At 43.5% G+C, this 21,863-nt stretch carries 20 protein-coding genes; 3 read left to right on the top strand and 17 right to left on the bottom strand.

The features are described 5' to 3' along the window. Positions 1–23 precede the first annotated feature (23 nt). Both HC965_RS19530 and HC965_RS19525 read right to left on the bottom strand, forming a co-directional pair. Positions 24–1,568 carry a peptide MFS transporter gene (locus HC965_RS19530; RefSeq protein WP_191033023.1) on the bottom strand — a complete coding sequence of 515 codons (1,545 nt, stop codon included), beginning with the start codon at positions 1,566–1,568 and terminating at the stop codon, positions 24–26. Positions 1,569–1,766: 198 nt separating this feature from the next. Next, complete coding sequence (locus tag HC965_RS19525) at positions 1,767–1,991, bottom strand: winged helix-turn-helix domain-containing protein (protein WP_191033166.1); 225 nt, start codon at positions 1,989–1,991, stop codon at positions 1,767–1,769. 641 nt (positions 1,992–2,632) lie between these two features. Here HC965_RS19525 and HC965_RS19520 point away from each other — a divergent pair. From HC965_RS19520 to HC965_RS19510, 3 genes are all read left to right on the top strand, one after another. Then, on the top strand, positions 2,633–4,144 hold the full coding sequence (locus HC965_RS19520; RefSeq protein ID WP_191033022.1) for an NAD(P)H-hydrate dehydratase: 1,512 nt from the start codon (positions 2,633–2,635) through the stop codon (positions 4,142–4,144). Positions 4,145–4,217: 73 nt separating this feature from the next. Beyond that, positions 4,218–5,285: a DUF4831 family protein gene (locus HC965_RS19515; RefSeq protein ID WP_191033021.1), complete on the top strand. Its 1,068-nt coding sequence runs from the start codon at positions 4,218–4,220 to the stop codon at positions 5,283–5,285. 23 nt (positions 5,286–5,308) lie between these two features. Continuing rightward, a complete protein-coding gene (locus HC965_RS19510) occupies positions 5,309–5,593 on the top strand; it encodes a hypothetical protein (RefSeq protein WP_191033020.1) in 285 nt (94 codons plus the stop codon). Here HC965_RS19510 and HC965_RS19505 read toward each other — a convergent pair. From HC965_RS19505 to HC965_RS19435, 15 genes are all read right to left on the bottom strand, one after another. After that, positions 5,586–5,933: a PqqD family protein gene (locus tag HC965_RS19505; RefSeq protein ID WP_191033019.1), complete on the bottom strand. Its 348-nt coding sequence runs from the start codon at positions 5,931–5,933 to the stop codon at positions 5,586–5,588. The genes HC965_RS19510 and HC965_RS19505 overlap by 8 nt on opposite strands. A 72-nt stretch (positions 5,934–6,005) precedes the next feature. Then, positions 6,006–7,394 (bottom strand): MFS transporter, encoded by a 1,389-nt coding sequence (locus tag HC965_RS19500; protein ID WP_191033018.1) that lies wholly within the window; start codon positions 7,392–7,394, stop codon positions 6,006–6,008. Positions 7,395–7,638: 244 nt separating this feature from the next. Then, positions 7,639–8,031, bottom strand: coding sequence for a preprotein translocase subunit SecG (secG, locus tag HC965_RS19495; protein WP_191033017.1), 393 nt, complete (start codon positions 8,029–8,031; stop codon positions 7,639–7,641). A 6-nt stretch (positions 8,032–8,037) separates the two neighbouring features. After that, positions 8,038–8,796, bottom strand: a complete 759-nt coding sequence (locus HC965_RS19490) for a tetratricopeptide repeat protein (protein ID WP_191033016.1) — start codon at positions 8,794–8,796, stop codon at positions 8,038–8,040. A 5-nt stretch (positions 8,797–8,801) separates the two neighbouring features. Continuing rightward, positions 8,802–9,329 carry an LptE family protein gene (gene lptE, locus HC965_RS19485; protein ID WP_191033015.1) on the bottom strand — a complete coding sequence of 176 codons (528 nt, stop codon included), beginning with the start codon at positions 9,327–9,329 and terminating at the stop codon, positions 8,802–8,804. Continuing rightward, positions 9,316–10,557: a sigma-54-dependent Fis family transcriptional regulator gene (locus tag HC965_RS19480; protein ID WP_191033165.1), complete on the bottom strand. Its 1,242-nt coding sequence runs from the start codon at positions 10,555–10,557 to the stop codon at positions 9,316–9,318. The genes lptE and HC965_RS19480 overlap by 14 nt, the downstream gene beginning before the upstream one ends. A 7-nt stretch (positions 10,558–10,564) precedes the next feature. After that, a complete protein-coding gene (gene pdxA, locus HC965_RS19475) occupies positions 10,565–11,659 on the bottom strand; it encodes a 4-hydroxythreonine-4-phosphate dehydrogenase PdxA (protein WP_073347862.1) in 1,095 nt (364 codons plus the stop codon). Between the two features lie 4 nt (positions 11,660–11,663). Further along, on the bottom strand, positions 11,664–12,704 hold the full coding sequence (locus tag HC965_RS19470; protein ID WP_191033014.1) for a DUF4837 family protein: 1,041 nt from the start codon (positions 12,702–12,704) through the stop codon (positions 11,664–11,666). Positions 12,705–12,722: 18 nt separating this feature from the next. Continuing rightward, the gene (rlmN, locus tag HC965_RS19465) at positions 12,723–13,757 is read right to left on the bottom strand and encodes a 23S rRNA (adenine(2503)-C(2))-methyltransferase RlmN (protein ID WP_191033013.1); all 1,035 of its coding nucleotides are present in this window, start codon (positions 13,755–13,757) and stop codon (positions 12,723–12,725) included. Between the two features lie 142 nt (positions 13,758–13,899). Continuing rightward, positions 13,900–16,041, bottom strand: a complete 2,142-nt coding sequence (locus HC965_RS19460) for a peptidylprolyl isomerase (RefSeq protein WP_191033012.1) — start codon at positions 16,039–16,041, stop codon at positions 13,900–13,902. A gap of 119 nt (positions 16,042–16,160) precedes the next feature. Continuing rightward, a complete protein-coding gene (locus tag HC965_RS19455) occupies positions 16,161–17,417 on the bottom strand; it encodes a hemolysin family protein (RefSeq protein ID WP_191033011.1) in 1,257 nt (418 codons plus the stop codon). Positions 17,418–17,420: 3 nt separating this feature from the next. Then, a complete protein-coding gene (gene lptC / locus HC965_RS19450) occupies positions 17,421–18,032 on the bottom strand; it encodes an LPS export ABC transporter periplasmic protein LptC (RefSeq protein WP_191033010.1) in 612 nt (203 codons plus the stop codon). 43 nt (positions 18,033–18,075) lie between these two features. Next, positions 18,076–19,401, bottom strand: a complete 1,326-nt coding sequence (locus HC965_RS19445) for a hypothetical protein (protein WP_191033009.1) — start codon at positions 19,399–19,401, stop codon at positions 18,076–18,078. A 63-nt stretch (positions 19,402–19,464) separates the two neighbouring features. Next, entirely contained in the window at positions 19,465–20,739 is a 1,275-nt protein-coding gene (locus tag HC965_RS19440) for an outer membrane protein transport protein (protein ID WP_191033008.1), read from the bottom strand. Continuing rightward, entirely contained in the window at positions 20,726–21,514 is a 789-nt protein-coding gene (locus HC965_RS19435; RefSeq protein WP_191033007.1) for a type III pantothenate kinase, read from the bottom strand. Before HC965_RS19435 ends, HC965_RS19440 begins: the two co-directional genes overlap by 14 nt. Between the last annotated feature and the right edge of the window lie 349 nt (positions 21,515–21,863).

Raw genomic sequence — 21,863 nt, 5'->3', positions numbered from 1 at the left:
AGTTGTCGCAAAAATACAATTTTTTATTCTACCCCGTGCATCATCTTCTGTAATTTCTTCGAAAGAAGGAACAGAATAAGTGAAGCGACACCCGACATTACGACGAATACCATGAAGAAGTCATACATCGTTGCAATCTGATAACCCAGGATTGTTTTCACCTTTCCATCTTCCGGATAAAGCCCGCTCAGCATACCTGCAAATTTGTTGGCTGTGGCGGTAGAGAGATACCAAATTCCCATCATCAGGGATGCGAAACGCAACGGACTCAATTTGTTAACCATAGATAGTCCGATAGGTGACAGGGCGATTTCACCCATCGTATGAATGAAGTAAAGCCCGGTCAGCCAAATCATGCTTACTTTTACTCCGGGGATGGCATCTTTCACTCCAAAGCAAATGAAAAGGTATCCCAAAGAGAGCAGTAAAAGACCGATAGCTTGTTTGGTCGGAGAAGCCGGTTCCATCTTTCGTTTGTTCAGGAAGCTCCATACGCCCGGCATGATATAAGCCAATACGACCACGAAAAGCGGATTGAAGGACTGGAACCAGGAAGCCGGCATTTCCCAGCCGAGAATATCGCGGTTGGTTTGCTCGGATGCAAAAAGCGTTAAGGATGCTCCTGCCTGCTCATAGGCTGCCCAAAAGAATATGACGAAGAAGGCTACGATATAGATTACGAAGATACGGCTACGTTCTATCTTAGTCAGCGAGCCGTCCAGCAAAATAAGAACCGGGAAAACAATGCAAGCTGTGAAAATTCCGATACTAATCCAGTCACCGCTGAATATATAGCCAAAGAATACGAGCAGGAAGGCGGTCAGAAGAGTAATGATAATGCTATTACGCATGATTGTCCGTTTATCCATCTTCGGATGGGAGATGTGTTCCGCCTTATCTTCTTTCTTCTCTCGTTTTGCATCGGGAATGATACCGATTGGTTCGCCGGACGGAGAGAAAAGATATTTATTCTTTTGAGTTTCGAAAAGTACAACAGTAAAGAGTGTCATGATTCCGGCTGCCAAGAATCCCCATTTAAAATCATGCGGGTCGCCGGTATCTCCTAAATAACCGCAAATCAAGGGGGCTGCGAAAGAGCCGACATTTACGCCCATATAGAAAATGGTATAAGCGGCGTCCAGTCGTTTATCGCCCGGTTCGTAGAGTTGTCCCACCAAAGAGGAGACTGTGGGCTTGAAACAACCGTTGCCCAAAATCAGAAATCCAAGTCCGCCGTACATGAGCCAATGTGCCAGTTCGGTATTGTTCAGCGTAGAAGCACTCATAAACATAAGGAACTGTCCGGCAGCCATCATCACTGCGCCCCAAAATACGGAACGGCGGATTCCCCAGTATTTATCGGCAATATATCCGCCAATCAACGGAGTTAAATAAACCAATCCGGTATAGCTACCGTAAATAGATGCTGCCGCTTCTTTATCGAACAATAAAGCCTGTGTCAGGAAGAGAATAAAGATTGCACGCATTCCGTAGTAGCTGAAACGTTCTGCCGTGCTTGTCGCAAAAATCAGATAAAGGCCTTTCGGATGCCCTTTCAATGCACTCATGTATTTATGTGTTTTAGTAGTTTATGGGGTGCAAAGGTAGGAAAAAGTAAGTGAACAAGCTGCAAAAAAGAAGAATCTTATCAGAACAGAAGCATATTATAGAAAAATGCAAAAAATCCCACTTATCCACTTCATTAAGTTTTCAACAACGTAAATAATAAAGCGGAATTCCACCTTAAATGTAAATCAGGCATCACTTTAGCCAAAAGTAAATTCAACGTTCTCGATACTAATAAGAAGCATTCCTTCTCTTTTTCTCAGAAAGATTTTGCTTTCTCTAGCCAGCCAACCGATAGCAAGAGCTACGTCTTCAAACGTCAAACCTAACTCATGACACAAATCGAACATTGAAAGTTCACCTTTTTCATTTAAGATGCGCCATACTTTTCCTGCATTTAAGCCAATTCTTGTCTTTTCCATAATGCAAACTTTAGAAGATTAAACAATCTATTATTTATGATTTAATCATTGTGAGCATAGGAAAATAATGTTATTCGCATTATCTACTTACAAAGATAACATTTTTTCCGTAAAATGCAAGTAATGAAGAGTAACCGTTACTAATCGCCAACTCTAGTTGTCTATATAGACAACTAGAGTCGACTAATTAGACAACAAAAGTCAGCCAGGTGGACAACGATAGTTGGCTTCTTTTATGCAAACTATTTAAGGCGATGACAATTGCTATATCTGAGCCGAAGTCTACGAACAATCAAGGTACAAACTATGAAAGTGTGAAGGCGTGAAGACCGTGAAGAAGAGGTTTCCTCTTTGTTTCTTCACCGAGAACACCTATTAGACAGATAATTACCTCCCTGTGAAAAAAGTGGAAGAGAGGAATTCAACTTTATTGTGTGTTTAGTTATTTTCAGCGCGGTTAGTTCATTTCCGTACTGTTTAGACTATTCTTGATATGATTAGTCTGCCAATAGACAGATAATAACTTATCCAACAATATCCCACACACTATCCAACTATGATTAACAAGTTTTCTTCCCACAACAAACGGGAAAAGTCAGAAGAATCATGTACATTTGTGGGTCGAAAACTAAAAAAACATTGTAATGAAAATATTTCCAAGTAGCAGTATCAAGAAATTGGACGCTTATACCATTGAGCACGAACCGATTGCATCAATAGACCTGATGGAACGTGCAGCAACAGTACTAACCAAAGCTATCACGGACAGATGGGGAACGGAAACACCCGTCACTATCTTCGCCGGCCCGGGGAATAATGGCGGAGACGCCCTTGCCGTAGCCCGCATGATGGCTGAAAAAGGATATAAAACGGAAGTATATCTCTTTAATACGAAAGGAGATCTTTCGCCTGACTGCCAGACAAATAAAGAATTGGTGGAAATGATGGAAGAAGTTACATTCCATGAAATCAGTACACAGTTTGTGCCGCCCGTTCTGACACCCGACCATTTAGTGATTGACGGATTATTCGGTTCGGGATTGAACAAGCCGTTAAGCGGTGGGTTTGCGGCCGTAGTGAAATATATTAATTCTTCCCCCTCTATGGTAGTAGCCATTGACATTCCTTCCGGACTGATGGGAGAAGAAAATACATTCAATGTAAAAAGCAATATTATCCGCGCAGACGTTACTTTCAGCCTGCAACTGCCGAAACTCGCTTTCCTTTTTGCAGAAAATACTGAATTTGTAGGCGAATGGGAATTACTGGACATTCAGTTGAGCGAAGAAGGAATAGAAGAAACGGAGACAAACTATGAAATGCTGGAGATTGAAGAAATCCGCTCGCTTATCAAACCCCGTAAACAATTCGCCCATAAAGGGAATTTCGGTCATGCACTGCTGATAGCCGGTTCAAAAGGAATGGCGGGAGCATCCGTATTGGCAGCCCGTGCATGTCTCCGCTCCGGAGTAGGATTGCTTACCGTGCACGCACCTATATGCAACAACGACATTCTGCAAACTTCCGCCCCCGAAGCCATAGTAGAGACTGACGCCAGCGAAAACTACTTCGCCGTACCTACCGACACCGACGATTATCAAGCCGTCGGCATCGGCCCGGGACTCGGACGGAATGAAGAAACAGAAGCTGCCCTTATCGAGCAACTCGAACATTGCCAAACTCCTGTTGTACTGGATGCCGACGCACTGAACATCCTTGCCAACCACCGCCACACACTTACACATCTGCCGAAAGGCTCTATCCTCACCCCTCACCCGAAGGAACTGGAACGCCTGACCGGCAAATGCCAGGATTCTTACGAACGCCTGATAAAAGCCTGTGAACTGGCTCGTGCCGCACATGTCCACATTATACTGAAAGGTGCTTACTCCGCGATCATCACTCCCGAAGGCAAATGCTACTTCAACCCGACAGGAAATCCGGGAATGGCAACCGGTGGCAGCGGCGATGTTCTGACCGGGGTTATCCTTGCTTTACTGGCACAAGGCTATCCCACCGAAGAAGCTGCGAAAATAGGTACTTACATCCACGGATTAGCCGGAGATATCGCCCAAAAGAAGCAAGGAATGATCGGACTGATAGCAAGTGATATTATCACCTGCCTGCCCACAGCCTGGCGACTCGTAAGCGAATAAAAGTTAAGAACTTACAGTTTTTTCAATAACTTCATTAACTTTGTTTTCAAAATCAGTTAAAAGAGAACCGAATATGAAAAAGTTGATTATAGCAGCGGGCCTACTTATGGCAACTTCCGCTTACGCACAAACCGAAGTGCTGACGGGCGTTACCCGTGGAAAGGACTACGGAGTCGTATATAGCCTTCCCAAAACTCAAATAGAACTAGAGATAAAAGCCAATAAAGTCAACTATACTCCGGGTGAATTCAGCAAATATGCCGACCGCTATCTGCGATTGAGCAATGTCTCCGCCGACCCCGAAGTGTACTGGGAACTGACTGGCGTAAAAGTAAAATCAGTAGGAGTACCGAACAGCGAAGCTACTTACTTCGTAAAGCTGAAAGATAAAACCGTAGCTCCTCTCATGGAATTGACTGAAGACGGTATAGTGAAATCTATCAACGTGCCTTACAGCCAAAACAACTCCACGCAGAAAAGCGCTTCAACGACTCCCGCTCTCCAAAAGAGCGCGAATCCCCGCGACTTTTTGACCGAGGAAATACTGATGGCAAGCTCTACCGCCAAGATGGCGGAACTGGTAGCCAAAGAAATCTACAATATCCGTGAAAGCAAAAATGCCTTATTACGCGGACAGGCAGACAATATGCCGTCAGACGGTGCACAGCTTAAAATCATGCTCGACAATCTGAACGTTCAGGAAGATGCCATGACCAAAATGTTCTCCGGCATACAGGATAAGGAAGAAAAGACATTCACCGTTCGTCTCACTCCTGACAAGGAATTTAATAATGAAGTGGCTTTCCGCTTCTCCAAGAAACTGGGTGTGGTTGCCAACAATGACCTGGCAGGAACTCCGTTCTATATCAGCCTGAAAGACTTGAAGACTGTCAAGATGCCACAAGAGGACGGAAAGAAAAAGAAAGATCTGGACGGAATTGCCTACAACGTACCCGGACAAGCATTGGTTACCCTGACCGATGGCAAGAAGAAACTATACGAGGGTGAACTTCCTGTCACTCAATTCGGTATAATAGAATACCTGGCTCCGGTATTGTTCAACAAGAACTCTACTATCAAAGTGTACTTCGACCCGAATACAGGTGGCTTGCTTAAAGTAGACAGAGAAGAAGGCAAATAAAGAACCTTTAAAAAGAAAAGAATATGGGCGGTGAAGGACACATGCTCGACATGATACGCCGGTTAAGCGAAGGGCGGGAAGCATCCCGCCTATGGCACGAACGTACCAGCCAGAAGTTGAAGCATATGAACCGGGCCAACGACCATTACTCACTGCCCGACACTACCCCGGAAGAAATGGAACGCATCATCAAAAACTCCGAAAAGAAAAAGGAGAAAGACAGCAACTATTTCGTATGGGGAACACTCATCATCATGGGTGTACTGATTGTGATTGCCGTGATACTTTGGGCAATCTTTATCAAATAATAGTGATTAGCTTTATAAATCCATCTTTCTGCATCTGAAAAAGATAAGCAGATATACGCGACTCGTAGCCCGCTTCATTCTGAAAATGGTCTGCGAGTTTTTCTATAATCTCACGAACCGTGCGCTTTCCGTCTATCAGTTCCCATACAGCCGTACCGTGTTCCTCCAAATGCACATGATGGTCTTTCGACATCCCCTTTGGCACAAGGAAGCGTTGCATCCACGAATACTTAAAACGGGGAAAGGAGAGCATAATTGTCTCCCCTTCCCGTTCTGCTGTAATATGTTCACTGCGACAGGGAATGACCTCTAACAGGTTTATTTTCTCTTTGGCAGCCATAGTTTTTTATTTTTATCCCAGTATAAATACTGATTATTTCAAATACGAATGATTATTTGCAAATACGAACCGTTACTTCTGAATATTTGCTTCTTCCAAACCGTAACCCTTCTTCTTGTTCTCTGCTTTCAGCATCAAAGCAACAATCAAAGCCAATACACCAAAGAGAGCAAAAATACTCATCGGCAGCGTATAGTCATAAGTTTGTGCACCGTCTACTACCGGGCCTTTGCAATAAGAGTTCAACACCCATCCAATCAACAAAGGTACACCCATCAATCCCCAGTTCTGTACCCAAAATATCAGAGCATAAGCCGTACCCAACTGTTTTTCCGGGATAATCTTCGGAACAGAAGGCCACATAGCCGAAGGTACCAATGAGAAAGCAAAACCCAGGATAATCATAATAATGGTAGCAAACCACCATATATTCAAAATAGGCAAAGCAAACATCGTATGTACGAAAATCAACATGACAGAACCAATCACCATCAACGTAGCTCCCTTACCGATACGGTCATAGAGCGAACCGAACAACGGAGTCAATATAATAGCGCCAATCGGCAACAGTCCGGGGATTGTTCCCGCCAACTTCGGATCTACATTGTATTTCTGCACCATCAAATCCGCCGCATACTTGATAAACGGGAATACTGCCGAATAGAACAATACACACAATAATGCAATCAGCCAAAATCCCTTATTCGTGATAATATAAACAATGTCTTTCATGCGGAACGGTTCTTCCGGCTCCAAACCTTCCGCATCCAAAGACGCGTCCAGCTTCTTATCATAGAAAGTATAAATGAAGAAAGCAATCGTACCTACACACAACATAATCAGACAAAACAGAATCGGAGCAGGAATATTGGTATGGAACGCACCGCTCTCGTCCGTATATCCGAAGAAGTCTGCCAAAGGTACTGTCAACACCATTGCCAGGGTTGTTCCGATACGTGCCGTAGCCATTTCAAGCCCCATGGCCAATGCCATTTCCTTGCCTTTAAACCACTTCACGATAATCTTGGAAACAGTGATACCCGCAATCTCCACACCAACGCCGAAGATCGCATATCCCAATGCCGCCAAAGTGACCTGCATCTTGAATCCGAAAAGCATAGCTCCTTCCGGGAAAGTAGTCGAAATCGCATAATATTTTAATCCGCAGCCCAGCACCATCAACAGACAAGCTCCCATTCCGGTGAAACGGACGCCCATCTTATCCAGGATGATACCACCCAAAATCAGCATCACCAGGAATACATTAAACCAGCCGTAAGCACTTGTGAAGAAACCGTAATCAAGGCTATCCCATAATAATTCTTTCTCGAGCATGGGTTTTAGCGGAGACATTACGTCGGTGAGGAAATAGCCGCATAACATAGTAAACGCGACCAATGCTAGAACACTCCAGCGTAGCACTGCGGAGTCATTCAACTTCTTTTTCAATTGTTCTGTCATTGTTATATTTAAAAAGTGATTAATAATCTTATACAGCCAACAAAGGTAGTTAAATCTTGTTTGTTTTCATCACAAAGAGATTGTTTTTACAAGAAAAAGTTAAGTGCGGATTACACTGATTACGCGGAACATTGAAAATCCGTGTAATCTGCGCAATCCGCACTTAAATATCAGAGAAGTGCGGCTTCAGCCCATCTTCTCTTAAATGGTTTTACCCAAATAGTCTTACAGTGTCCGGAGTGAATTACTCTGCTGCAGGAGCAGGAGTTTCAGCAGCCGGTGCCGGAGTTTCTGTAGCAGGTGCAGTAGCAGGAGCTTCAGATTGAGGCGCAGCCGTACCTGCGGGTAAGTTATACGGGTTAGTCTGTTGTTCTTTCTGCGCTTGTTCCAACACTGCGTCTGTAGCAACAGCCGAACGGGGAACAACATAAGCGGTAGCAATGCTCATTACAACCATGAAGATAGCCAGACCCCATGTTGCTTTTTCCAGAAAATCTGTAGTTTTGCGTACGCCCATAATAGCGTTAGATGAAGAAAAACCGGAAGCAAGTCCGCCCCCTTTTGAGTTCTGAATCAACACGATGAAGCACATTAACAAGGCTGCAATCACCATTAAGATAACGAATAATAAGTACATCTTTAGTTATTTTGAATTAGCGTTAATAATCAATTTCTCCAAAAATCTGATTTGGTCTGCAAAGTAAGCATTTTTTTTTGGATATTTCAAGCTTAATTTTTTAATTATTTCAAGAGCTTTTGAATATCGTTGCTGTTTAACATAGATTTTTGCCAAAGTTTCTGTAAAACAGCTATCATCCTCCTCTTCTTCCGCACTTGCTTCGTTCGAAGGAACAGCGGATGCTTCCGCTTCTTCCCGCAAAGGTTTCATGTAGAGAGGAGAGTCGCTTTCGCTCTTTTCGATGAAGTCGTCAATCAGTTCAAAGCCTTTCAGCTTGGGCGTTTCCTCTGCTACTTCGTCCGTAGCGGGAGTCTCTTCGAGCAGATAAGAGGTATAGTCCATCGAATAGTCAAATCCGGTCTGTGCGGTCACCTCTTCGGGAGCTGTGGACAGGAAAGCATCAATCAATGCCAGTGTGCGGTCTACGGATGGCTCATCTTTCAGCACTTCCGTCAGCGCCACTCCCTTTTTCCGGGACTGAAGATCGAAACGGCTGCCTTCTATCAGTTGAAACAACTTCCGCCGGTCGGCAATGTAAAGAACGGCTTTCCGCAGTTCCCCGCCGAAATTAATATCATGGAGAATATACAGATTTTTGAGATACAACAAGCGGAGCGACTGAAAATACGGATATCTTGCAAGAAGATTGCGCAGTTCGTACAAGGTATCCCTATTCAGCGTCTCAGGATGCTGAATCCATTGTTGAAAGTTAACAGAAGTCATTTATATTACCAGTTTGCTACGGTTGCATTGAATATTTGGTCGGTTATCTCTTTAGACATTTCGGCAATTAATCCATCCTGTACGGCAGTCAGCAACTGAGTGGAGTCGTAGGTACGGAAAGCGGAGAATTGTTGTTCGAAGTCTTCGGCGTGATTTGTGTTGTTGACAAAGCGTACATTGACTGTTATGGTCAACTTCGTTTCCGAAGAATAACCATCGGCGGATACTGCCTGGTTGTACTGATTGTATCCCGTGATTTCTCCGTCGATCTGCAAATCTGCATTCTGATTCGGTTTCAGCAATTGCAGGCGGGTCTGACGGACAAATATATCTTTCAGGTCTTCATTGAACCTCGTCGCCAACGGAGCATATACGTACTCCGACTTAATCGGGAAGTCGGCAATGGAGATAGTCTTCACCTTATCATAGTTGATAGATGAACCGTTAAACTTATAGGAAACAGTACACGCTATGACCACAACCGGCAAAACAACCAGTAACAGAGGGCGTGTTATCTTCTTAATCCAAATCATATTCTTTTATTTTTCTATAAAGCGTACGCTCTGATATATTCAAATCTTTTGCCGCACTCTTCCGTTTTCCGTGATGTCTCTCAAGTGCCTTGCGTATCATTTCTTTTTCTACTTCATCCAGCGACAATGGAGGTTCTTCCACATATTCTTCCGTATCCTGTATATCGTCATCGTCCCTGCGAACAGCCGGTTGAGTGGGTTGCACGGCATGAATAATGGCAGGTACGGAAGGCTGATGAGCCGTCACCACCGGAGTAGTAACCACCGTTCCCACCTGGCTTACCTGTCCGGCACGTTCAGCCATCATGTTGTGTACCATCTTCTTCAGTTCGGCCACTTCCTGACGCATATCGAACAGGACGGAATAAAGTATTTCCCGTTCGCTTTCAAAGCCTTTACTTTCACGCGTTCCCATCAATGCCGGAAGGCGTTGCATATTTTGTGTCGGAAGATAAGTCTGCAAGATAGCAGCGTTAATCTCCCTGTTCGTTTCGATAATCGAAATCTGCTCCGTGATATTCTTCAACTGGCGCACATTGCCCGGCCATGAATAAGCCAGCAACTCCTTCTTCGCATCCTCTGTCAACTGGATAGCCGGCATCCGGTATTTCTCAGCAAAGTCCGCGGCAAACTTACGGAACAGCAGAAGCACGTCTTCTCCCCGTTCACGCAAAGGCGGTATCTGAATGGGCACGGTGTTCAACCGGTAATATAAGTCCTCACGGAAACGCCCCTCTGAAATAGCCTGCACTAGATTGACATTGGTAGCTGCCACAATACGCACATCGGTCTTTTGTACCCTTGACGAACCTACTTTCAAAAATTCACCGCTCTCCAGCACACGAAGCAAACGCGCCTGGGTAGGCATCGGCAACTCCCCTACTTCATCGAGGAAAATAGTACCACCGTCGGCTTCACCGAAATATCCTTTCCGTTCGCCAATAGCACCGGTAAACGCGCCTTTCTCATGACCGAACAGTTCGGAATCAATCGTACCTTCCGGGATAGCTCCGCAGTTGACAGCAATATACTGCCCGTGCTTCCTCCGGCTATATTGATGAATGATCTGTGGAAAACTCTCCTTTCCGACACCGCTCTCTCCGGTTATCAACACGGACAAATCGGTAGGAGCTACCTGAATGGCAACATCGATGGCACGTGACAATGCTTCGGTATTGCCAATAATACCGAAACGCTGTTTCACTTGTTGTATCTCCGCTCTTGTCATCACTCTTTTAATCCTCGTCTACTGTATCCAGTTTTAGTTTATCACTATCGTCCCGTTTCTCGTAATATTGTTTCCGCAACGGATTCGCACGGGCTACTTTCTCCCGCTGGCGATTACGGAACACATCAATGGCAACGTAGATTGCCTGACGGAAAGAATCTTCACTTGCCACTCCCTGACCTGCAATGTCATAGGCAGTACCATGAGCCGGAGAAGTGCGCACTACCGGCAGACCTGCCGTATAGTTCACTCCGTCGTCCATCGCCAACGCCTTGAACGGAGCCAGTCCCTGGTCGTGATACATAGCCAGGATACCGTCGAAATGAGTATAATTGCCTGAACCCATAAAGCCGTCGGCCGCATAAGGACCGTAGCAGAGGATTCCTTTTTCTTCCATTTCCTTCATCGCAGGAATAATTATTTCCTGTTCTTCCATTCCCAGTAAACCACCGTCTCCGGCATGAGGATTGAGGGACAACACTGCAATGCGCGGAGCACCGATACCGAAATCCTGTTTCAGGCAATGATGGAAGATCATCAATTTCTCCTGAATCAGTTCCTTGGTAATCGTAGTTGCAATCTCTCTTACGGGAATATGGGTCGTCACTAAAGCCACGCGAAAATCATTCTTCATCAGAATCATCAATGACTTGTCGCCATTGCCCAAACGTTCTTCGATATATTCCGTATGTCCGGGGAATGAAAATTCTTCCGAATGGATGGTATGTTTATTGATAGGAGCCGTCACGATAACGTCAATCAGCCCTTCACGATATTCTTCGATGGCACGTTCCAATGCTCCCAAAGCTGCTTTGCCCGCTTCGGGATCGGGTTTGGAAAATTCCACTTTCACTTCATCGTCCGTACAATTCACTACGCTCAAACGGTTATATCCCGCTTCGGAAGCCGTATTGACAATACTGAAGTTAGTCTGAATATCCAACGCTTTCCGATGGTAAGCAGCCACTTTCGGCGAACCGTAAATAATCGGAGTACAAAGTTCCAACATGGTAGGGTCTGAAAATGTCTTTAAAATCACTTCATAGCCTACCCCGTTTATATCTCCCTGGGTGATGCCGATTCTTATTTTGCTATCTTCCATTTCTTTACTTATTAGTTTTTTCCGCTTCCTTAGATACACCGCCCAATGGAATCTGATTCTGCTGAACTTCATTCGGAAGTTTCAGTGTGTAAAGAGATGCTTCCATCTGGCGAACCAGGTTGCGTTTCATTTTATCAGGTGAATAAACAAATATTTCTGCTGTAATAATCCGTTGGTTTTTCTCGTCCAGGCGAGTGTGTGATACATACGGGCCACCCATGAAGTCACCCTTCATGCGCCATAGTCCGCGTGCTTCCAATGTGTAGCTGTTTTGTACGTTGATTGGGCGTACATCTGTCAACAGACTGTCAGTTGACATAAAAACGCCTTCCTTGAATCCGGGGATATTGGCCTGCATCACAGAGTCACGTTTGTGAACGAAGTATTCTTTGGTGAAGGTATCCTTGTCGGTATAAGGATAAGAGTACATTACGAAATTCTGGTCGGCAGTACCTGTGTTGGTAGAAGCCCAGAAGAAATCTTCACCGGTCTTGGAGTTAGTCAACTCGGAAGGCAGCCAAATGTTGCATCCGAACAGGCTATCCACCTTGTTTGAGATGAAATTGCTATGCTTGTCTTCGAGCAAAGTGATCTGACGGTTCATTTCCGCACGGGTAAAGAAATCGACAATCGTTTTTTTATTTTCTTCCACGAACTTCCCGAACTCTTCTTCGTTCGGAGCCTGGATAGTCAAAATCATCTGCGGATTGGCATACACATCTTTCGCATACTTGAAAGAGCCTTTCGTATATATATCCTGTATGTCTACAATAATAATGTTACGTATCAGCTTCAGCGTAGAATCATAATCTTTCGGTGAAGTGTACATGATACGGAAAGAAGGTTCCGATTGCGGCAAGCCGGGCACGTCAGAATCGAGTGCATCATGCAAAGCCCTTCCGGCCGCACGATCCCAAACACCGTGATCTACTACTACCAAAAGTTCGTATGCACGTCCACTAGAAGTGTGGTTTCCTTTCAGACCACAAGAAGCAACAACAAAGGCTACCAAAGTGATGCTCAAATAAAAAAAGTACTTTTTCATGATGTTCGGTTTTATATATTAACTCTGATTATTTTCTTCTTGTTTCGCTGTCGACAACATGCCGCAAGCCGCAAAAATATCTTCTCCTCTTGAAGAACGGATCGTGGTGAAAAGCCCGTGTGACGTCAGATAGTCACGAAAACGGGTCATCGTATCCATATCCGCCCCTTCGAGTTCGACTCCCGGTATGGCATGGAAACGAATCAGATTCACCCTGCAATCCAGTCCGCGAAGAAGTTTCAGCAACTCTTTGGCATAGACTTGCGAGTCATTAAGCCCCTTAAAAACAATATATTCAAACGAAAGTCGGCGCTGTTTACTAAAATCATAGTTTTTTAACAGTTCCACCATTTCAGTGATGGAGAACGCCTTTTCCGCCGGCATAAGTTCGGAACGTTGTGCAGTCACCGGGGAGTGCAGGCTGATAGCCAGGTGGCAGTCGCTTTCTTCGATAAAGCGTTGCAGTCCTTTCTGTAGTCCGACTGTAGAAAGAGTGATGCGCTTCGGGCTCCATGCATACCCGTAAGGAGCGGTCAGTATCTCCAATGCCTTCAATACTTCGTCGAGGTTGTCGAGCGGTTCGCCCATGCCCATCATCACCACATTGGTCAGTTTGTCGCGTTCGGGCAATGAATGGATTTGATTGATTATCTGGTTGGCGGTCAGGTGTGCTGTAAAGCCTTGCTTTCCGGTCATACAGAACTTGCAGTTCATCTTGCAGCCTACCTGTGAAGAGACACAGAGCGTCGCCCGGTCATCATCGGGAATATAAACGGATTCTACAAAATGATTATCGCCAACTCTATACAAGTACTTCACCGTGCCGTCCACAGAACGCATTTCATCTACCGGAGTCGCTGCCCCTACCTCATAGTTCTGCTTGAGCAACTCCCGGTTCTTCAATGACAAATTAGTCATTTCATCAATCGAAGTCACTTTCTTCTCGTAAAGCCATTCCATAATCTGCTTGGCGGTAAAGCCGGGCATACCCAGTCTTTTCACCAGCGATTGAAGCTCCACAAGGTTCATTCCTAAAAGAGGATATTTAGACATTATTCTTTCCGTTCATGGTTTATATTTGCAAATGTAAGGAAATAAAGTCGATTTCCGTATAGCGATAATGTAAAAGTTAACAAAAAAGGTCGTTCCCGAAAGAGGAACGACCTTTTGCAGTTATCGTTTATACGATTAATTCTTAGAAGAACAGGAAACGTGTATCTTTCACATTTGCTTTCAGATACAAGTCGTTCATCAGACGGCTGGCGAAACGTGCATGCATGTTAGCCAATGTAGCTTCTTCTGTTTTTGCGTCGAATGTTTCGTTCAGTTTGTCTTTGCCATATACTTGCAGAACAAATACTCCGGCGTTACCTTTGATAGGAGCGCTCAACTTATTCACTTCAGAAACAGAAGCATAAGCGCCTACCAGCGGTTCGCTGCTGCGCAATGCAGATACGTAAGCAGGAGCTGCGAATGTAACCATCTTCAAAGAGTCGCTTACAGCGTTAGCCATAGACTTATACTGATCGAAAGAAGCTGCATTAGCTGCCTTCATGTCAGCCATGATCTTTTCTGCTTTCTTATCTTTAACGATTTCAGCTCTCAACTGATCCTGTACGGCTTTCAACGGACGGTATCCTTCCGGTTTGATGTTCACCAGACCCACTACGATCATATGATCGCTTTCGCCACATTCGTACAAACCTGAAACTTCACCCGGTTTAGCTTTATCAAATGCCCATCTCAAAGCTTCTTTTGTTCCTCTCACACCACCGATACCGTGTTCAGAACTATTCAAGTCAGCTCTATCCAACAGTCTGTATCCGGCTTCTTCAGCGCTAGCTACCATCTTCTCAACAGAAGGATTAGCAGCGATAAATTGGCTGAAGTCGTTGTAAGCACGATTGTAAGTTTCTTTACTGAACTCTACTTCACGCTTGATAACAGCTACTTTATATTTGTCTTTTACAGACTTCTTGTTAGTCACCTGAAGAATTACGTTAGCTTGTCCCATCGGCAAGTTTACCAGTTCGTTCACACCTGTATTGTTGATAGCAGAGATGAATTTCAGGTTATCACCGTCGATCTGTGCGCCTTCATACTGTGCAGCAGTCAACCAGTTAGAGTCACCTGTCTGACCGTATTTCTTAGCCAGGTCTGCGAAGTTTGCACCACCTTTAAGAGCATTGTAGATACTATCTGACAAAGCCTTAGTCTTCAATGCATCTTCAGCATATACCTGAATCTGACGGAATTCTATAGAGTCGGCTGCGGCAGCTTTAGCTACAATCTTGAAAGAGTTGATAGTATTATCACCACCATTGTAGTAAGGGCCGTAAACAGTACCTACGGAAGCAGAGTCCAAACGAGCTACTACATCTGACGGGAATGCTGTCTTGTTATAGAACAGGTCTACATAAGGAGCTTCAGAACCTACCGAACGAACAAACGATGTGTAATCATCTGTTGTAGCAGCCAACTGTGCAGTTGCTTCATCTACTTCTTTCTGAATAGCAGCTCTGTCTTCAGCGCTGGCAGTCACCTGAACATCAATGTATTTGATGTCACGAGTTTCCTGATATTGCTTGAACTGTTCTTTCTTCTTGTTGTACAGGTCTTTCAATTCCGATTCTTTCACTACGATAGTAGAGTCTACTACTGAAGAGTAAGGAACGCCTGCCAGCAATACATTGTATTGGTTCACGCGCGCGTCGAAAGCATCCTGTGCTTCTACCGGATTAGAAATAAGAGCCTTAGAAACCAACGCCTGGTATTTTTCAGCCAAACGGCTTTGAATCAATGTCTTTTGGATGAATGACCAGTATTTATACATGTTGTTGTATTGTTCTGCATACTGTGCCGGCATCTGTGATTCGCTCATCTTAGCATATTCAACGAGGAATTTGTTCAACATATCCTTGTCGAAGTTTCCTGTTTGCGGATTCTGGAAAGGAGTCTGACGCAGCAAAGGATGAACTCCAGCCTTCAGGATGTCCTGAATTTCAGCAGTAGAAACAGTCAGTCCCAATGCTTTAGCTTCTTTTTCAATCAGTTTATTGTTTACGTAGGAACGCCATACTTCGTCGCGCACCTGATTGGATTGGTCGTCGTTCAAGGCGGTCACTCCTCGCATGAGTTTCACCACTTCGGTATATTCTTCTACCAAATTCTGATACTCTTGAGCGGAAAGAGCGTCTCCGTTCACCTCACCTACGTCATGTGCCTGATGCGGCTGCATCACCTTCCATGCGTCACCCGCAATGAAAGCAAACAGCGCCAAGCCGATAACAATCACCAATAGAGGTCCTTTCGACCTAATGTTTTGTAACGTTGCCATTTTGATTAATACGATTTATGTTTATTATTATTTCTTTCTTTTGTCGTTTTAGCGCACGAAGATACAAAAAATGCTAATATGCATCTATTTATTAGCCAAAAATTTCTTGATTATCGCTATTATTCCAAGACTTTCAAGCGCACAAGTTCTATTTTTGTCGCCGTGACCTTGATTATCTTGAATTGATAGTGCCCTACCTGAATGATTTCATGCAACTTCGGGAAACTCTGATATTGATTGAGAATCAACCCGCCCACCGTCAGATATTCGTCCGACTCGGGCAAATCCAGTCCGAATGTTTCATTCACTTTCTCTATTTCCAAACGGGCGGATAACACATACTCGTGTTCCTCAATCTGCTTGCAGATATAGGAAGTGTTATCGTGTTCGTCTTCTATATCGCCAAAAATCTCTTCCACCAAATCTTCCAACGAGACAATGCCGGATGTTCCACCAAATTCGTCCACTACCACGGCAATCGTTTTCTTCTGCTGCATGAACAGTTTCATCAGTTTGTGGGCAGACATCGTTTCAGGCACAATCGGCACCTGTTTTACATTATCATGCCAGTTTTTCGGAGCACGAAACATTTCCGACGAATGGATATAACCGACCACATTGTCGATATTGCCGTCATATACGATAATCTTGGATATACCGGACTCTATGAATCGGCTTTTCAGTTCGTCCAGCGAAGTAGTCAGGTCAACGGCCACCACTTCCGTGCGCGGAACGATACAGTCACGGATTTTTATATTCGAGAAATCAAGTGCATTCTGAAAGATTTTCACTTCCGTATCCAGTTCTTCTTCATTCTCGGCATTGTCGATGCTACTTTGTACGAAGTAATCCAGGTCGACTTTCCCAAAAGCAATATCGGACGCGTCCTTGTTCACTTTCATTCCGAAAAGACGAAGGAACAGGCAAGATACACCGGAAGCAAACTTTGATATAGGATACAATATGACATAACAAATAATAAGCGGAACGGCAAAAACATTTAAAACCACATTGGGATTGATCTTGAACAATGTTTTCGGCAAGAACTCTCCGGTCACCAATATAATTAAGGTAGAAATAACGGTCTGCGCCAGCACCATAAGGAAATGGTTATCAATGAATCCTGCCAACAGATTGTCACCGATAATTTGTGCCATCAGGATACCATAGATTACCAAGGCTATATTATTCCCCACCAACATGGTAGAGATAAATTCATTCGGATTCTTGAAAAAGATGGATAGGATACGAGAGGTGATTCCCCCCTTACGTTCCATTTCAAAACGCAGTTTGTCTACCGAGACAAAGGCAATCTCCATTCCTGAAAAGAAAGCGGAGAAGACCATGGTGATTATTAGAGAGATATAAATATTCATAGTTTATTTCACAGAATCTTTTTTCACGGAGTCCGGCAAGGCTTTTATTTCCGGTTGAGTAGTACCTGCTTCATCGTCTACATAGAAAATACCTTGTATATTATGAATAACATAGATTGTCATTTCCTGGTTCGAGTCGAACCCTTGCCCAGTAATGATCCTATCTGGTTGCTGAATACGTATAAATTTATCCGAATAGACTTTTTTAGTATTCTCGTTCCAATAAAGCAATTCCGTATTAAAGCGTTCTCCTTTCTGGTTTTGTATATCAACATTACCTATCAGCTTCCAAAGTCCTTGTTTATTGTAATAATAGGCAGTATCCGCTTTGATACTGGCTTCTACCTGAAAAATAGAGTCGAACTGTTCGAGATATATTCCTTTTTCAAATGCCCAATGAGGAGGATTTTTACGATCGTAAACCTGCCACTCCTCCGTATTCACCCTGTAACGTGTCACTCCGGAATCGGATATAAGGGTAGTGACCCCTAATGTCTGCATTACGGGAAGAGAATCGCGCTCGGTGATAGCCTCACCCACTGCTTTCGTCTTACCGCCGCATGAGGGAAATAAAAGAAGCATAACAATTGTCCCAAGGACAATTGTTATGCTCATGCTTTTATGCAATAAACGTTTACTTCGTTTTCGCAACATACATTTATCGAATCGTTGTAGTCTCTCCGATCCAACCGCCGATAGTGATGCGGTCGCCTTGCTTGTAACCTAACATAAAGAGGTCTTTAGCTTGCGGAGTATGACCTGAATATCTACCGATTAAGTTGTTAGCTTCTTCAGCTACACTTGGGTCTACTTGTTTTGCACGTTGCAATTTGTCGATTACTGCAAAATATGTACACTTGTTCAAAGCGTTTTCATCACTCCAGTTAGGACTCATTGCATAAAGGTTAGCAATCAAGATGTAAGGAGCACCATAGTTTTCGTTGAAACTGATAGCTTTCTGACAGTAAGCTCTAGCTTGAGACAATTTCTTGGCAGAAGCCAATACTGCTGCTGCTGCATATGCCTTCTCAGCTTTCTTCACATTGTCTGTTTCCAGGTTCACTGCTTCGTCAAAGAACTTCACAGCACCGTCAATATCGCCTTTCTTGAATGCTTGATAAGCACAACCTGTAGCAGCTTCTGCTGTCGGTTCCATTTTATAAGCATAGAAAGATGCCTGCAAATATGCTTCACTTTCAGTACATCTCATCATTTTCATGATGTCGATTACTTTCTTCAAGTATTCCAAATCTTTCTGGTTAGCTTCTACTTTCGGACCATAGATACCTTGCAGTGATTCACAGTCAGCAGTTCCACTGTTTACGAACAAAGCAACCAAGTTGTCTTTGATACCTGACATAGCTTTCTTCTTAGCTTCGTTGGTTTCAGCAGCAATTGCTTCATCAGCATATTCAGAAGCTAACAGATAGTCCTGAATGAACTGTTCCTTATGGTTAGGATCGTTTTTCAGCTTATCCAAGGACATTTGCAGGAAGTAGAAGATAGTTGCACCTGCCGATTCTGCTTTCACAGCGTTTACGGACTGGCTCAACCATTGATAAGCCTGATTTACATCGATCTGCGGAGCCAAAGCGATATAGTCTACTGCTTTGATACCCAAAGCTTCGTCAGCAGAAGACACTTTTGTGCCTTTAGCCAAAAATTCTTCCGTATACTTGATACGCAAATCATGCGTATTCATCAGTTCATCAAAATATTTTTTGTAGTCAGGACTATTCTTATCCTTGATTTGAGCCATCAAGCCTTTCAGAATTTTATATCCGTCAGTAAAGGTATAGAAACGAAGCGTCGGACAGTTTTCCAACACAGCTTTCCAAGGAGTATACGCATCTTTAAAATTACCTGCACGCACAGCTTCATGCGAAATACTACTGTTCGAATTACAGTTAGACGCATCCTGTGCTATTGCAGTGGTTGCCCCTGCTGAAAGGACCAACATAGCCACAAGCGTTTTAATCTTCATTGTATTTAAATTTTAGTTGTTATTATAAAGTCGTCTATTCTCTCTCACTTTGTTTCAACTTAATTATTCTACCCTACGTTTGAAGAACCAACGTTCGTTGAACGTCAATCCGATACTCACACGGAAGATATTTTCGTTCACAAAATTTGTTTCCTGTCCACTTACACGAACAAACTGTCCGCTGATGCTAAGGATAGAACGTGAACGGGGTACAGGCAAACCAAAACCGGCAGTTACGCCATATTCGCGGGCAGCCTTTTTGCCGTCAATCTTATAATACGGAGTCGTATAATAAGCTCCCAGACGGTATTTGATGTGGGATAAGTAAGAACGTCCTATTAAATTAGGAATGTATTCCGCACCCACTGAGATTTTATGACGGTCGCAATATGCATAAGTTTCGTTAAAATCTTCATTTACACCTTCATTGCCAACTGCATTGATACCGAATTTTGTTTTTGACCATTGTTGCAAGCTATAATCCACACCAACAGTCAGACGTTTGTCATAGTTATATGTTAATCCTCCTCCAAACATATTAGGCAGTTCAAAAGTTGCATCAAAATCATTAGAGACCGTCGTACTGTTTTGAGTCACTACTGTATAATCATTATTCAGTTTATGCTTCGGAGAAAATACGGCTCCAATTGTCACTGAATGTTTCTTATTAAAATTCAATGTATACTGCGCACCGAAATCCAGTTTATAATCAGAAATCGAAACTCCTCTTTGCTGTATAAAAGAGTAAGATTCTGAAGTCGCCGGATAAAGAATAGTCGTCGTGCGTGTGATATCTCCCCAAAAATAAGAAGCGTTTACACCTACTGATAAATTCTTGAGCACCTTCACACCTAGTCCGGCATACAACTGATGCAAACCTCCGTCACCAGTAAAGCTCCGAGTCTGACTGACACCGTTTTTAGACCCACTATCAGACACACTGTATCCCACATTAGAGAATGGCAACAAACCTACACTCATCGCTATTCTGGGATGCAAACGAAACTGCATAGCCAAGTAGTCAAAACTAGAGTTCTTGGCGTTCAGTTTCACACCGCCGCCATTAACATTCATATTTTGTAGACTGACACCCCCTTCAAATAGGAAAGTCAACGAATCAATGGCTGTATACGAAGCAGGATTCAATGGATTGATCTGTGCTCCATCCCGGAGTCCAAAAGCAATTCCTCCCATCGCCTTGCTATTTCCGAAACTTTGATCGGACAAATCGCCATAGCCATATCGTGTATAAGGAGAGTTTGTATTATTTTGAGCAATTGCCATTCCGGTAACCATCGTGAGCAAAAGCGCACATAGTGTGTGTTTAAATCCTACCATTATTATAGTTTAAAATTCTATTTAATCCTTTCAACACTAAAAATCTATCTGCAAAGATGATACTTTTTACGCTGCTATCAAAAGAAAAATCATCTCCGCCCGTTAAAAAAACCAAAAGTTCAGGATATTTATGCTTCATAGACTCAATATAACCTGAAATTTCGTATTCCATGCCTTTCAACACTCCGGCGCGTATAGCGGTTTCGGTGTCCCGTCCCATCGGGAGTTTACGCCCGTTGGTGTCCACAAGCGGCAAGCGTCCGGTGAACTGGTGAAGTGCCTTGAAACGCATCTGCATGCCGGGAGAAATATTACCACCATGATACTGCCCTTTCGAGTCAATAAATTCATAAGTGATACAAGTCCCTGCGTCAATGACCAATATATCGTTGTGAGGAAACTGTTCATGAGCACCTACCACAGCAGCCATACGGTCGTACCCCAGCGTTTCGGGAGTTTCGTACAGATTGTCCACCGGTAAAGGCGTTTTGTAGTTGAGCCACAGTAAAGGAAACGGCAAAGCTGCCAAATCGGCAAGTATCCGTTCGCTTAAATCAATGACAGTAGCCACAATCCCCTGTTCTATCGGGTACTTGGAACAAAGTGTTTTCAGACAATCCAGCGATTGATTGGATTCGGTAAGCACTTCCACCATCTCCCCATTATTGAAGAGAGCGACTTTCGCCATCGTATTTCCTATGTCGATAATTAAATTCAATGCGTTTTTATCTTTAGCGGGCGCAAAGGTATAGTAAAAAAAGAAAAGATGAAGCATATAGAAGGAAATATCTTATTTTTTCATTTTGAATAATTCAAAAAAGAAAGAAAATCGAACTATCTATTTTTAAATAGATAATTTATTATTATTATTTATTATGTGTTCCACTGTGCGTTCAAGCAGCTTTTTTCTTTACACATCAAATCTTTGATTAGCAACACATTGTGACGAAATATCAGCGTTCCACTTAGTGTTCCACTATTTTGTGTCTATTTTTCATAAAAACAGAGGTTCCGTTTCACTCAAACAGAGCGTCTATTTACCCCAAACAGAGGCTCTATTCAGATAAAACAGACGCTCTATTTCCCTATTCCGACAAATCTTCGTATATTCGCTGCCAAAATAA

Origin of the sequence: Bacteroides sp. GM023, from assembly GCF_014750685.1 — a bacterium.
Taxonomy (GTDB): domain Bacteria; phylum Bacteroidota; class Bacteroidia; order Bacteroidales; family Bacteroidaceae; genus Bacteroides.
Note: the sequence above shows the minus strand (reverse complement) of the source record. Positions and strands in the feature narration are given on the sequence as shown.

What these genes read in the sequence shown, in the direction of transcription:
- HC965_RS19530 (WP_191033023.1), bottom strand. Translation starts at nt 1,568, where the DNA reads ATGAGTGCATTGAAAGGGCATCCGAAAGGCCTTTATCTGATTTTTGCG.
- HC965_RS19520 (WP_191033022.1), top strand. Translation starts at nt 2,633, where the DNA reads ATGAAAATATTTCCAAGTAGCAGTATCAAGAAATTGGACGCTTATACC.
- HC965_RS19515 (WP_191033021.1), top strand. Translation starts at nt 4,218, where the DNA reads ATGAAAAAGTTGATTATAGCAGCGGGCCTACTTATGGCAACTTCCGCT.
- HC965_RS19510 (WP_191033020.1), top strand. Translation starts at nt 5,309, where the DNA reads ATGGGCGGTGAAGGACACATGCTCGACATGATACGCCGGTTAAGCGAA.
- HC965_RS19505 (WP_191033019.1), bottom strand. Translation starts at nt 5,933, where the DNA reads ATGGCTGCCAAAGAGAAAATAAACCTGTTAGAGGTCATTCCCTGTCGC.
- HC965_RS19500 (WP_191033018.1), bottom strand. Translation starts at nt 7,394, where the DNA reads ATGACAGAACAATTGAAAAAGAAGTTGAATGACTCCGCAGTGCTACGC.
- secG (WP_191033017.1), bottom strand. Translation starts at nt 8,031, where the DNA reads ATGTACTTATTATTCGTTATCTTAATGGTGATTGCAGCCTTGTTAATG.
- HC965_RS19490 (WP_191033016.1), bottom strand. Translation starts at nt 8,796, where the DNA reads ATGACTTCTGTTAACTTTCAACAATGGATTCAGCATCCTGAGACGCTG.
- lptE (WP_191033015.1), bottom strand. Translation starts at nt 9,329, where the DNA reads ATGATTTGGATTAAGAAGATAACACGCCCTCTGTTACTGGTTGTTTTG.
- HC965_RS19480 (WP_191033165.1), bottom strand. Translation starts at nt 10,557, where the DNA reads ATGACAAGAGCGGAGATACAACAAGTGAAACAGCGTTTCGGTATTATT.
- pdxA (WP_073347862.1), bottom strand. Translation starts at nt 11,659, where the DNA reads ATGGAAGATAGCAAAATAAGAATCGGCATCACCCAGGGAGATATAAAC.
- HC965_RS19470 (WP_191033014.1), bottom strand. Translation starts at nt 12,704, where the DNA reads ATGAAAAAGTACTTTTTTTATTTGAGCATCACTTTGGTAGCCTTTGTT.
- rlmN (WP_191033013.1), bottom strand. Translation starts at nt 13,757, where the DNA reads ATGTCTAAATATCCTCTTTTAGGAATGAACCTTGTGGAGCTTCAATCG.
- HC965_RS19460 (WP_191033012.1), bottom strand. Translation starts at nt 16,041, where the DNA reads ATGGCAACGTTACAAAACATTAGGTCGAAAGGACCTCTATTGGTGATT.
- HC965_RS19455 (WP_191033011.1), bottom strand. Translation starts at nt 17,417, where the DNA reads ATGAATATTTATATCTCTCTAATAATCACCATGGTCTTCTCCGCTTTC.
- lptC (WP_191033010.1), bottom strand. Translation starts at nt 18,032, where the DNA reads ATGAGCATAACAATTGTCCTTGGGACAATTGTTATGCTTCTTTTATTT.
- HC965_RS19445 (WP_191033009.1), bottom strand. Translation starts at nt 19,401, where the DNA reads ATGAAGATTAAAACGCTTGTGGCTATGTTGGTCCTTTCAGCAGGGGCA.
- HC965_RS19440 (WP_191033008.1), bottom strand. Translation starts at nt 20,739, where the DNA reads ATGGTAGGATTTAAACACACACTATGTGCGCTTTTGCTCACGATGGTT.
- HC965_RS19435 (WP_191033007.1), bottom strand. Translation starts at nt 21,514, where the DNA reads ATGCTTCATCTTTTCTTTTTTTACTATACCTTTGCGCCCGCTAAAGAT.